The sequence below is a fragment of the Chlamydiifrater volucris genome (assembly GCF_902806995.1).
Lineage (GTDB): Bacteria > Chlamydiota > Chlamydiia > Chlamydiales > Chlamydiaceae > Chlamydiifrater > Chlamydiifrater volucris.
On sequence record NZ_LR777654.1, the window covers coordinates 740353 to 753688 of the forward strand.

8 protein-coding genes are annotated in these 13336 nt (G+C 40.4%); 2 read left to right on the plus strand and 6 right to left on the minus strand.

The window, feature by feature from the left end; translation table 11 throughout:
• Positions 1-157: 157 nt before the first annotated feature.
• The 5 genes from KJA62_RS03090 to KJA62_RS03110 all read right to left on the minus strand — a co-directional run bounded on the left by KJA62_RS03090 (position 158) and on the right by KJA62_RS03110 (position 9657).
• Positions 158-847, minus strand: a complete 690-nt coding sequence (locus KJA62_RS03090; RefSeq protein ID WP_213318564.1) for a hypothetical protein — start codon at positions 845-847, stop codon at positions 158-160.
• Between the two features lie 180 nt (positions 848-1027).
• Complete coding sequence (locus KJA62_RS03095; RefSeq protein WP_213318565.1) at positions 1028-2458, minus strand: hypothetical protein; 1431 nt, start codon at positions 2456-2458, stop codon at positions 1028-1030.
• A 142-nt stretch (positions 2459-2600) separates the two neighbouring features.
• Positions 2601-6203 (minus strand): cell envelope integrity protein TolA, encoded by a 3603-nt coding sequence (locus tag KJA62_RS05195; RefSeq protein WP_246481890.1) that lies wholly within the window; start codon positions 6201-6203, stop codon positions 2601-2603.
• Between the two features lie 134 nt (positions 6204-6337).
• The gene (locus KJA62_RS03105) at positions 6338-7936 is read right to left on the minus strand and encodes a hypothetical protein (protein ID WP_213318566.1); all 1599 of its coding nucleotides are present in this window, start codon (positions 7934-7936) and stop codon (positions 6338-6340) included.
• Positions 7937-7995: 59 nt separating this feature from the next.
• Positions 7996-9657 carry a hypothetical protein gene (locus tag KJA62_RS03110; protein ID WP_213318567.1) on the minus strand — a complete coding sequence of 554 codons (1662 nt, stop codon included), beginning with the start codon at positions 9655-9657 and terminating at the stop codon, positions 7996-7998.
• 496 nt (positions 9658-10153) lie between these two features.
• Here KJA62_RS03110 and KJA62_RS03115 point away from each other — a divergent pair, with 496 nt between their 5' ends.
• Positions 10154-10492 (plus strand): hypothetical protein, encoded by a 339-nt coding sequence (locus tag KJA62_RS03115; protein ID WP_213318568.1) that lies wholly within the window; start codon positions 10154-10156, stop codon positions 10490-10492.
• A gap of 192 nt (positions 10493-10684) precedes the next feature.
• Here the strand turns inward: KJA62_RS03115 and KJA62_RS03120 are convergent, their stop codons facing one another.
• Entirely contained in the window at positions 10685-11911 is a 1227-nt protein-coding gene (locus KJA62_RS03120; RefSeq protein ID WP_213318569.1) for a DUF4229 domain-containing protein, read from the minus strand.
• Positions 11912-12283: 372 nt separating this feature from the next.
• Here KJA62_RS03120 and KJA62_RS03125 point away from each other — a divergent pair, with 372 nt between their 5' ends.
• Entirely contained in the window at positions 12284-13198 is a 915-nt protein-coding gene (locus tag KJA62_RS03125) for a ribonuclease Z (protein WP_213318570.1), read from the plus strand.
• Positions 13199-13336 lie beyond the last annotated feature (138 nt).

Here is a 13336-nt window from a genome sequence, read left to right on the forward strand (position 1 = left end):
TTTTGATGAAAACTAGAAACAAAAAGTAAAAAAACAACAATCCTTCCCAGAAGCTTAAGGTCCCACACCTCCTTTCTAGAGCGATAATAGGAGTTTTTTAACTTCCTCTTTGACGAAAGATTTTTCGCCACTGTCCCCGCAATGACCATCCTGAAATTTAGTTGTTGAATTGTAAGCTCTGGAAAAACCCTGTCATGGCAGAAACTATTTCACAACTTCCTTCTTTGAGAGTAGGCATACTCTCTAAAGGTTCTTTCAATGAGGAGGCCTTCTCCGCTAGATCACTTTCTAGCAACGTCTCACTTTTCACTAATTCTTCCATAGCTTCCACAACCTCCACAGAAAGTTTCTCTTTACAAGAATTTTTCTGCTCCGTAGATACATCAAAATCTGCCTCACAAACCCTCTTAAGAGCATCCTCCCCTGTCTGCGTAGCTACTTCCATTTGAGATACAAACCTTGCTCTAGAGTAAACCTGCTGGATGCCTCTACTCCTACTTCCAAAATCTTCTGGAGACTTAATTTCCGAAAGAAAAGAAAATTTCTTACGACTAAAATAAAAACACGCACCAGAAACCAATAGAAAAGCCACAGAAATACTCCATGTCAGCATGGAGAGGACGTCTAAAAGCAACATCCCAAAAGCGCCACCTAAAGAAATGACATTGATAGCCCCTAAAAGAACAAAATTGCACACCAGAACTAAACCAGAGATTACAACAACTGCAAACAATACATCTCCTAAACGAGACGTGATAACGACCTTTCGATCTCCTGATTCTGTACCACAAAAGTCCTCTGCGCCTTGAAATATCTGCCCTTTACCTAAACAATTTCCTAGTTTCATTAATAACGCCTACTTTAAAAAACAACTGAGGCTAACAAAAAAAAGAAAAAATGGAAATTATCCCATATGAAGAAGCAGAAATTATTTTTTCTTAAAAATAAAAATTTACATAATCCAAAAGAAAAACTCCTAGACCAGCTGTGAGAAAAACAAGAGATTTAAACACCACGCTTTTCCTGACTACAATCCTAAAATAAATCTCTCAAAAACTTGCAATTCTTCAATAGGTATTCCTCCAAGATACCCACAATCAGAAAGCATCCCTAACCCCTCTTCTATCTTGGCCCTAAGCTCCTTATCTCTTTCACAAAACTTCTTCATATTCCAAATCATCTGGGGAGCATCGAAAAAATCTGTTTCGGCTTCTTCAAATTTTAGAACCGCTTCTTTTCCCAACAAAAAACTACTACTATAACCCCTATCTACAAAATCTAAGAAAAAATCCCAATCTCCATAAACATTATCATACGAGATAGATCGATAACAAAATTCCGAAACTCTGCGGCAAAATGTGTCCCAACTTACAAATTGTTCTTCTATGCCTTCTTTAAAACCTTCACTATCCAAAGAAGCCAAGGATACAGGCGCCCACCCCGACAACTTTGCTAGGAGCAATACTGCATCTCGTTTACGAAAAGTAGACACTTCTTCAACAAAATCTTTTAAGCTAGTAAAGAATAATCTCTTGTAAGACAACGCAGTTCTAAAAGGCGCTGATTGATCTAAGAAGACATGCGGATAGCTGTTCCTTAACCAAGAAAAATATGCTGCTTCCGCAGCTACTATCTGAGGATATTTCCTTATGCACTTGGCAAATAATAGCTCGTAAAATTCAAAACTATCCTCCCCTAGTCTTTCAATCTCCTTATCATACATACAGACGACGTCTTCCACTTCAAAATATCGAAAAAAGCCAAGAAAAACTAACGGTAACACCGTTTTACAACGATACGAAACCCCAAACCAAATGTCGTCCCTAAACAAACCCTCAACATTGAAAAGGAGAGGCCAGCGAAATTTTTGCTTAGCAATGGTTTTAGATATAAGAAGAGGATGTAAAAGAAATCTCTTATCCTCAGACTCTAAAGCGCGTTTTTTCACGTCCTTCTTCACATAATCACAAGAAAAAAAAGCTTCTTCCAAACCTTCTCCCATCAGCTTCTCTGCCCTTATATCCATCCTCTCTGACGCCTCAGAAACTATGGATTCTGCAAACTCTCCTCGCAATCGATCCTCCACCATTTCTCTTTGCAACAAGAGCCCTTTTTTACATACACTAGAGAAGTGACACCCCAAAGCGGACACTGTTAAGATAAATAATGCCACACCGCAACAAAGGAAAGTCTCAAAAGAAAATCCCCCTAAAAGAAGCACCCCCGATCCAAACACAACCGCATTGACAACCCCACACCCTAAAAAAGCTAATACCAACACCCCACTAACAACCATGCAAGTGAAGAAAAACATCTCCATCAAATTAACAACGGCCAACTTATGATTTAACTTCTCTTTAAACGCATAAATACTCCTTCCATCACCACTAGAGAAGATAACACTGAACCCACTATACTCGCTAATAGACCCCAAGACTCCTCCAAAACTTAACTGCAAAAAAACACCCCCAACGAATACTCCCTAGTCACTTACAGGACCCGAGAGATTTCGCTAAACCTTAACTTTTCCACACACAGCCGGACAAAAAATCACACCCTCGTTCTTAATCATGAAAAATTTCTTAATAGACACAAATCCTCTAGCTACCTTTTCCATCTGTCTCACTCGCTGAAGGCTCTTCTTTACTACTATCTTTAGACGAAGACTTTTCTGAATCAACTGCTGAAGTCCCTTCCTTAGCTTCTACACCTCCTGTAGAAGTCGCAGCGATTTCTATTCCTTCTCCCGACAACACTCTTGGATCATCAAAAAGAGACGCCAAAACCCCCATCGCTACATCCAACTTTTTGAAACCCTCCTCTGTAGATGCCTGCGACTTTTCAACAACTTCGCCCGCAGAAGAGAGAACCTCCTTGATAGTTTCTTCAGAAGATCCCTCGCCCGACCTTTCTAACACCTTTTCTAAAGAGGGAGCCTTACTGGGATGTCCAAAACCACTTCCTTTGCGAGTTAGAGCAATCCGCCTTCTAGAAGATGATGGCGTCAAAATTAGCTTTCTCCTAGTAGAGCTGCTTTTTATTGGAGCAGGAATTTTTGATGCTTCCGAAGACTTCCTGGGCGCTTTTGATGTTACACCAGGCTTATCCTTCTTACCCTCTGAAGTTTTCAAAGGAGTCTTTTTCTGTTCGGAATCTTCCGTAGTAGTGTGAGATCTCACCCCTTCAGGTTTGCCCCTTAAATCACTTGAAGTCAAAATCGAAAATTTTCTTTCTTTTTTGGAAGATTTTGTAAACACAGGCCTGGGAGGCTCACGAGATTGAGGATCATCGTCTAGGGAAGGATCACATGAAACAACCCTCCCAGGAACCTGCCAAGGAGAAGCTTCTTTCATTTTAAGATCCTTTACGAAAACATACCCCGGAGCCTTCGGAGATATAAGACCTTTTTCAGAAGCTTCTGTAGAAACTTTCCCTGGACTGGTTACAAGAGAAGAAGAAGTAACAATTTCGCTTTTACCAAGAATCCTGTCCAAGGCCTCCACCATCCCTTCGGTAAGAGATGGACTCTCCATACTAAATTCTAACTCTAATTCTTCATCGATAGGCGACAAAGCCTCCCCCTTAGGTGCTGGAGAATGCGTCGCTTCCATAGCAACAGTAGCACTTTCTTTTTCTCCTCCACCCGTCAATCCTTCGTCACTTTTGCTGAAAAACCACTCTATTTTTCTTACCAACTCCGGAGTTAACTCTGGATGATGTGGTGCTGTAGGACTTCCTCCCGCGGAAGATAATTGAAAGCCAGTACTCCCCTCTTGCGTAGCAATGACTTCAGGACCTTCCTCAGCTCCCTCAGACACTTCCGAAGAAGCAGCTCTCACTACCCAGGTACCCCCAGTCAATACCGACATTTCGTCCTCAGGACTTAACTCCTTTTCAACAATCTCTCTCTCTCCCTCTACGACTCCCTCAGATGTTTCTGACAGTGCAGTACTTACTATCCAAGTACCCCCAGTCAATACCGACATTTCGTCCTCAGGTCCCAATTCTTCTTCAACGACATCCCTCCTACCTTCTCTAAGAAATTGTGACCCAGAAGACTCCTCATCATGAGCAACCTCCTCCCGAGTACTTTCTAACGTTTTACTAGAAGGAGAAACCTCTTCCTTCTCCAATAACTCCGGCCTCTCAATGCATTTCTCCGGAACAGGTTCCATTTCATCATCTGGACCAAACAGTGATTCTTCTGCTTTCAGGAGATCCCCATCATCTTTCAGAGACTTAGTCAATGATTGGACTTCCCCTAACAGGGATTGTTTTTGAATAACATCAGTCGTTGAAAAAATTCCTTCCTCTGAAAACTCTACCAATTGCTCCAAACCACTCAGTGTCTCCAGGTCGACACCAGCACCTCCCTCCTCACTAAGATCACCAACCTTTCCGAAAGTAGCTTTAAAAATAGGCGTACCTGCCGCTAGAGGTCTTGAAAACTGAAGTTCCTCCGCAAGTAATGACTGCTCCAAAGCACCTTTCTCTAACTCTTCTTCAAACAAAGACTCTGTGGTCGGAGACTCTCTATCTTCTATGGAAGGAGCTTTCTCGGAAGGAGCTTTCTCGGAAGGAGCTTTCTCGGAAGGAGCTTTCTCGGAAGGAGCTTTCTCGGAAGGAGCTTTCTCGGAAGGAGCTTTCTCGGAAGGAGCTTTCTCGGAAGGAGCTTTCTCGGAAGGAGCTTTCTCGGAAGGAGCTTTCTCGGAAGGAGCTTTCTCGGAAGGAGCTTTCTCGGAAGGAGCTTCTGAGGAAGTTTCCAGATCCGAGAATTCCTCGGAAGATCTTTTTTTCTGCATTCCTAAAATTATCTTCTCGAACTCCTGAACTTCAACAATTAACTGATCACCCAAGTATCCACAATGACGAAGTTTCTCTAGCCCTTCATCGATACTGGAAGATAATTTCGGGTCCTTGTCACACAATTCACCCATTTCCCACAGCTCTGTTGGAGAATCAAAAAAGTTTACAGGAGTTCTTGTATAATCAAACGTAATAACCTGTTTCCTAAAGATTTCGCTGTACAATCCATGTTCCGCATACTCCAATAAAGATGCAGCCTGACCAACCTCTCTATCAAGAAAAAGTGTTTGATTAGAATATTCCATCACTTTTTTACAGTAGTAATTCCAGTCCCAGTTGACTGTGCTGGGGCATACTAGAACTCCCGTAGAACTGAGGTTTTTTTCATCATGAGACAAATAATTTGGACTAAAAACTGCCATGCACGCCGGTATAAGTCCGGAAAATCTATCAAACCAATCGAGAATACGAAAATCCATCTTGTCAGAGAAAAACTTTAACTCTGTCAGGAACTCTCTTCGGTAATTCTTGTTCCAAAAAATTGCTTCTTTCGCTCTACCTAAATAGGAAAATGCACCGCGAAGCCAAACAAAGTATGCTGCTTCTACAGCCACTAAAGCTGGAAAAGATTTTACACACTCGGCATAGACCGAATTACAGAATTTCGGGTCAAAAATATCTCCTTTAGCAAGTTCCTTGCGTAATAAATCTCCAAGACCCAACATTTCTTTCCGGGTAAAGAAGCCAGAAAAAACAAAACGCAATTCCCTCCTACACCTATGCGAAGCTCCTACATCAGGACACTTCCTGTAGGTAGATTCTATCTTTGGCTGCGAAGGCCACAATATGTATACTCGGGAAATCAGTTTAGCTGCTTCAGAAGGCCTTAAACAGGCTCTCTTTAGCAAGATATCTAACTCCATCTTCTTTACGGATTCTTTTATGTGTGGGCTTGCAAGAAAATCTGCTTCTATTCGGAGTTTTTCCTCAGAGGACAACTCCACGGGCTTCTTGACTTCCAAAATTCTATACCTGTCTTCTAAAACCTCTTTTTTTAAATAAAGCCTCCACGCAAATTTGCTTGAAGCTACAAGACCCCCTATAGAAGTTAGAAATATAATCAGTGCCGAAGCAAGGATCACTATACCCCACGTCAATGTTAGAGAATTTCCCAACAAAGCCCAGACGATGCTTTTTGCTGATAAAGACCCTACTATTCCGAAAGCTACGGGCAATGAAAGTATAACCCCACTAAAAACAATACAAATAAGAAAAAGCGCTCGAATTATGTTAACAGACCGAATCTTGGATTTTATTTTTTCTATAGGTTCGAAAAGACTCTTTCCCTTGCTGATGCCAGCCGAAGACGCTGACTCTACGCACTCACTAACAGACATATCCCTACACCTTGTTGTTGAGCAAAAAGAAAAAAACAGGCAGAGAGGATAAGGAAACGGTTTGTTTTATAGAACGAATTTCCGAAAAAAATCGTTTTCTCCTCAGGAGATTCTTTAAAAAAACACGTAAAATTTTAATCCCGGGAAGAAGAATTAGTACTCTCATCGAGTCCAAGAGCAGTGATCTCTAAGTGAATTAAAGAGAATAACTCGCCTCCAGAGAATTCCACTTCTTTCAAAAAACATAGCCCTTCACGAAGCTTAGCTTCTAGTACAGGATCCTTTTGATACAAAGGACGCATATTCCATAGGGGAAAGGGATTTTTATCAAATCTATGCCCACTACGAACATACTTTAAAGCAAGAGAGCTTGTTTTACCAAACACAGCATCTCCACTCTTCACATACTCGTGAAACTTGTTCAAGTTACCAGCAAATCCCGGTACTAGCGCTGCCCTTCTAGAATATTCCATAGCTTTCTGACAGAAAAATGACCATGACCATCCCTGAGAACAAAGTTCCTCTCCTTTACTCTTTCGAAAAAGCGCCATGGTCGCGGGAAGAACACCAGAAAAATTCTCCAGGAACGACCACGAAGATTGCTCTTTAAAAAATTCTTTGTTCCTTGCCAAAGAATCACAAAAATACCTCTGATAGTAATCAAAATGTTGAGAGGATATCGTGTAAGGATACACCACTCGCAACCAGTTCAAGAACATCGCTTCTACCGCGACTAAGCGAGGATATTTTTTTATTAAATCCGCGTATATCGTTAGGTAAGACTGCTTACCAGAAAGCTTTTGTGAAACACTGTCTGCAATCTCTTTGATCTCCGAAGAAGAAAAACTTCCAAGCATCAAAAAAAATAATTCCTTGGAAAATCTAAGAGAAAAAATTTTGCAAAAATCCCTTATCGAGCATGATTCTAAAGATCTCTCTTCCTGACATAATTTTTTCTTCCACTCTCCACAACACTTCGAACCATTAAAAAGTTCTGTGTCACTATCACTCAAAGATTCTTCCTGACATTTGGAAAAGTCCATTTCTAATTCTTTCAAATGCAGAGAGGCAAAACAGGGGAAGCTAAGTCGTAATTTTTCCTCATCAGTAAGAGCATCTATGACACTTTTATCTTTTAAAAATTTTCCGCGTTTAAGAACTTGTGTGCAACCGTCCATGAAAAGATCTACTCCTTTAGCATCTATTGAAACACCAACTAGTTCTTGGAGTAACGCTTGTGTCTTTTCGGAAAACAATTCTGCCTTAGAGTCTCTCATCTCCTTATTCTGAGCAACAACAAGAGGCCTTAAAATATCCAAATCTAGTTCGGGAAATTTCACTAAAGATCCATCACACAGCTCTTTCTTAGCATCGATAACTTCTAATACTTGAGATTTAATCATACTCACTTCATGTTCGATGGCTTCTTCTGAAGATGATAAAATTTTCAACATATGCCCTAGCATTACCCTGAACCCAGCAATAAGTACTGCTACTCCTACCAAGGATAACAGGGCTGCTGTAATAGCCACGTATACTCCCGCAATACTTGGAAAAACTATTTCAAATACCAATGACAACGCAGAAATCATCAAACAAATAGCTGACCCTAGGAAAACAGCTTTTGCAAAAGAAGATACTTTAACAAAAACATCTCTCTGAATAAGTCCACAATTTTCTACAGACTGAAAAGAAGCACTACCTTGAAAATCAGTTGTCAGCGAAGACTCCATTTTCCAACTCCCACATCTGTCCCCCCATCACTAGAGATATTTTTCAACACATTGTCCTCTCATTCAGATCTATCTAACCCCAAAATCTCCCTTGCAAACGCTCGCATTTCTTCCACAGAAAATGCTCCTAAATAACCACTACGATGCAACTCCTGAAGTCCCTCTTCAATCTTTAAGGACAACTCAGAATCCCTGTTACAAAGGGTATTCATTGCCCATAGAGGAGCCGGTCTTTCAAAAAAGTCTGCAGAAGATGTAGAAAATTCCATATGCTCAGCACTTTCTTCATCTCTCCTGCTCTCATCTCTCCTGCTCTCATCTCTTCGCTGTACATACAGAAGCAAATCCTGTAGGGAACCAAACCGATCCCTTCGGAAAAGCGTTTCACTACAATACTCCATAGTAGCATCACAAAAATCCGTCCATCCCCACTCCTCCATAAATCTGTAATCAACAGGGTCTCTGGAAAAATGGTCTGCACTTTCTTCTTCGAAGAGACTGCTTTGTGACATCAAAGTCTTGGCAACATCCAAAGATGACCCTTTTTCCACCTCTCTATGATCAAAGAGAGATAAACAAGCAGGAATAATCCCTTGAAACTGCGATAACCATTTCAATCCTTTTCTCTCGCGCTCACAAAAGGCTCGCTCATCCGAAAACGGCATTAAAGAATCAAAAAACGCTGAGCAGTAGGCAAACGGTTTAAAAAATAAAGAATCTTTAGCCGAAAACAAGTAGGGAAAACTCTGTTGCAACCAGAAAAAGTATGCAACTTCTGCGGCTACTAATTTTGGAAACTTTTTAATGCAAGCGGCATACAAATCATTGCATTGGTTGTAGGCACTGTCTCGCTGTGAAACCATTTCTATAGCTGATTTTACGTCATGAAGGGCGATTTTATCTTTACCCTGTGATGCATCGGCAAGATCAGAAGAAAACGATTTGCAATAAGCAGCGAGTTCTTCAAGTTCTCTCAGAGTAAAAAATCCTAACAAAATGAACAACCACTCCCTTTTACAACGTATGGTAATAGCTAGCTCAGGGTTCGTTCGATGCTCAAATTCAGGCTTCACCCGCCATGGCGCTAGAAATTGTCCAGCGTATTGAACAACTCTGGGAGATGGATACAAACGACGCATCTTGCTAAGGGCATGTATCTTATAACTTTCTTGTCTAACACTTTGCTTTATGTGTGGACTGGAAACAAAAGCTGTTTCCACCCATTCATCCATCAAAGGATCTACGCCTATTGGAGACTTACGCAAAAAAATCTTTGTTAACTCTTTTGTTTTAAAATCATGGACAGCTAAAGAAACACTCTCCTGCAGGAAATCTTTAACAAAAGATTCTCTTTGCTGAGATACCTCCGAAGCCTTCCGATCGTATTGACGGATCCTTTCAATAACTTTTTCCATCTTCCTCTTATTACTCAGTAAGACGCCCCTATAGCGAGAAAGCCCCACGAAACACATAGATAAGAAGATGAGACAAGCAAAAGAGGTTGCAGCTATAGCTACCGAAGGAACATATACCCCCAAAAGAGACCCTGTCCCTAGACACGTCGCTGACAGCAGTAGGGCGCTAACAAGAATTAGAAAGCAAAAAACCCTTTCCACAACCTTCAAGGAACGAATTTTCTCTTCCAGCCTGCCCTTAAACTCCACAAACCTCTGAAAAGCAGGCTCTTTGTGAAGCGATGCGGATAAAGACACTTCTTTCAAAAGCACCAACTTAAACCCAAAGAAAGAAAAAAGGCAGGCAATTTACAAAATAAGCAATTTAAAATCACCTATTTACATTTTTCGTCCCACTAACTTAGTGTTCTCTACTCTTACTTACAGTAGGTAATTTTTCTTTAAGGAAGACGAAAAAAAAGAGGACAAATTATAATTCCCCGGACAACATTCAAACGGTTGTAGATAAGATCTTTATCGATCTCTAATGGATTTCTTAAGGAAAAATTCTACGTGAACTTATTCACAAGAAAACATCGAAATAAACGGTCTTGTGATTCTCAATGCTTTTTGTAGAATCCATATGCTAGATGTAGATAACTGGAAAGGGTACTGAAGCTAAAATCAAATACTTTGATCGCTCCTAACCGCAAGAGAACCCTCGAAAATTGCTGACCGCCGATACCTCTGTTGTGAATCCACACTTATCAAGACCGCACGGTGTTCTATTTTTAACTTTATATAACAAACACATACATGAATTATGATTACACCTACATGTCTCCAAGGCTCTCTAAATAAAATTCACGAAACTGCTCTCAGCTTATTCGAATATGCACGAGGCAAAATAGCTTCCAGCCGCATAGAAAAAATTCTCGACTGCAAAAAAGCTTGTTCTGCGATGACTACCTGCGATAAAATCGTACTCGTCGCCCTCTCTATTATCTTCCTTATATCTTTGGTAGCCGCGCTAATGACTCCTATTCATTGGTCGGCAGGCATCCTCGCTGTTGTTGGACTTGCTAGTATATCTATAGCCTTGAGCGTTTACAGTTTCACTAGGAATCAACTATCCGCTTGGGCAGAAAAAAAGTTTGCTTAAATCAAAAGTTTCACATCTTGCGCACGTCCTAATAAATCTTGTCCGTCTTGTCTCCTTAAGCTGCAAAGAACAACAATGGATAAAGGCAAATAGGATGTGCGCAAGCCTTCGCAACCCACTATATGTACATATCAGCTAGGAATTGGGAATACTGGAGAGCTTCTTTAACCACAACTCTCCGAAAAGGATGTCCTAAAACTTCTTTATACCCAAAATTTGTCTTTCAAAGGCTTTCACTTTGTCTAGAGATTCTTTCCCTAGATAGCCACAATGATCCAAAGCCTCTAACCCTTCCTCTATTTTCATAACCAACACCCTATCTTCTTCACAGATAGAGCCTAAATTCCAGAGAGGTTCTGGCTCTTCAAACAAGTTATTCTCCACAATTTCGTATTCAAAATTTATTTCCTCACACTCCGAAAAGGCTTTTGCAGCACCTTCCTCAACGAATTGCTGAAATTTATCCCATTGACCGTAAGCACCTCTGTATTTATGCGATAAAAAGCAAAATTGAGATACTTTTCTACAAAAAGTCTTCCAGTCCATATCCCATCGAGAAGAGGTGTTCAACTCTTTGCCAAGAGATAAACTAGAAAGGCACACAGGAACCCACCCTCGGAACTTCTCAAGTGTGTCAATCTTAGCCACCCTATCCATGCAAAATTCTTTCTCAAACAGACCGTGTAGTCGAGAAAAAAATTCACTTCTGTAACTAAATTCTTTGTTGATAAAAAATGCATCGAAAGCTTTACCTAGGTACGGATAACACTCTTTAAGCCATGCAAAGTGTGCTGCCTCAACAGCAACTACCTTAGGAAATCTTTTTATACATTCGGCATATAGTCGATCATACATTGCAATCGAAAGGTCATCAACCTGACTATATCTTTTGAAAACAAACTCTAAAAATTCCGTTAATTCTTCCCAAGAAAAAAAGCCAAGAAAGATATACGCTAAGTCTCTTAAACTACGAAATTTAACAGTATCACTCTTTTTTACATTCATACTTGCGAAAATACTATAATCTTCTAGATGCCACGGATGAGGCCATTTTATATCCATGTCCATAAGGGATGCTATTATGGGACCCGATCTTTGGTACTTTATACTTTCCTCTGGAGGCGTGAAAGGAGGTAAAAATTCTCTTTTCACATATGAGGTGATAAGCTCATTTTTCTCCCTTTGCCTCTTAAAGAAGAGAAAACTGGCAATACTTGTTACTGCGGTCGCAAGGAGCACTGCCAATAGAAATCCTTCCCCAAGGAGTACTCCCACAGCGAAGAAAACTGCTCCCATGACGGCTATAGCTAAACAGGACACCTCGATCCAAGATATTTTATTATAAACCTTTACAATCCGAGCGTCCTTATAACCCTCCAAATTCGCTCCACTAGTTGGAACAAAACTACTAATTTCCATCCTGAAAACTAAAAAAAATATTTTTCAATTTTAAAAAAACAAAAAAATACCAAAAAAAAAAAAAAAAAAAAAAAAACCACTAAACAAATAGAAACAAATTATTCAAACAATGCAATCATAAAATCCCTCACTTCAACCCACTCTAACAAAAATCTAGCCCTCAACATACGTGAAAACCTAAAAGCCTTTCTAACCTTACACAACAAAATCCTCACCCCTCTATTTTCCAACTATTGGATCTTCTATTTAATCCCCCCAGATGCTATCCTCTCCCCCTTTGAGTCTTTTCCAAAGTTTGTCGAATTAAGATCACGAGAATAACGGAGTCTCTTCTGCTCTGCGTTTCTCACAGGAGTTTTTTATCACCAAGCTATGAGTGCACGAGAGTTAATTATCTTGGGATGTTCTGGGCAACAGCCAACAAGGGCTCGCAACCAAGGGGCCTACCTGCTACGTTGGAATTCCGAAGGCTTCTTGTTTGATCCCGGAGAGGGCACACAGCGACAGTTCATTTTTGCCGACGTTTCGCCAACTTCTGTAACAAGGATCTTTATCAGCCATTTTCATGGAGATCATTGTTTGGGCTTGGGCTCTATGCTTATGCGCCTAAATCTTGATAAAGTATCTTGGCCTATACATTGCTATTACCCTGCATCAGGAAAAAAATATTTCGATAGGCTCCGTTACTCTACTATTTATCACGAAACTATCCAAGTTGTCGAGCACCCTATTAGAGAAGAAGGTATTGTAGAGTCCAATAATGAATTCTGCATCGAAGCTGCCTGGTTAAAACATCCTGTAGACACCTTGGGATGGCGCATTACAGAGTCTGATACCCGAAAACTCCTCCCCGAAAAATTAGCAGCCAAAGGACTTAAAGGTCCAATAGTTAAAGAATTAATAACTCACGGACATATAAAAACTTCTGAAGGAACTCCTGTCTCTTTCGCAGAGGTTGGATACATCAAAAAAGGTGCTTCAGTATCTGTCATTGCTGACACATTACCGTGTAAAAATATTGAAAAATTATCGCAGAATGCACGTCTTATGCTCTGCGAAAGCACGTATCTCAGTGAGCATAAACACCTTGCTCTTTCTCATTCGCATATGACAGCCAAAGATGCTGCTACTATAGCAGCTAAAGCAAATGTACAAGAGCTGATTTTAACACATTTCTCCGCCCGATACACACATTTACAAGATTTTGAAAAAGAAGCTAGAACAATTTTTCCTAACACTCATGTCGCTGAAGAGTTTCGAAGATTTCCTTTCCCGAAAAACGAATGAAATAAAATTCTTCGATGTAAAAAAATATTTCACCCCCGTTTTCTATAATCAGGATCCGTTGAAATAACGACTGGTTCTTAGCCCCCAAATATAGTTATGCTCCCGCATCCACAATGCCGTTCAGAAAATCTTCATTGA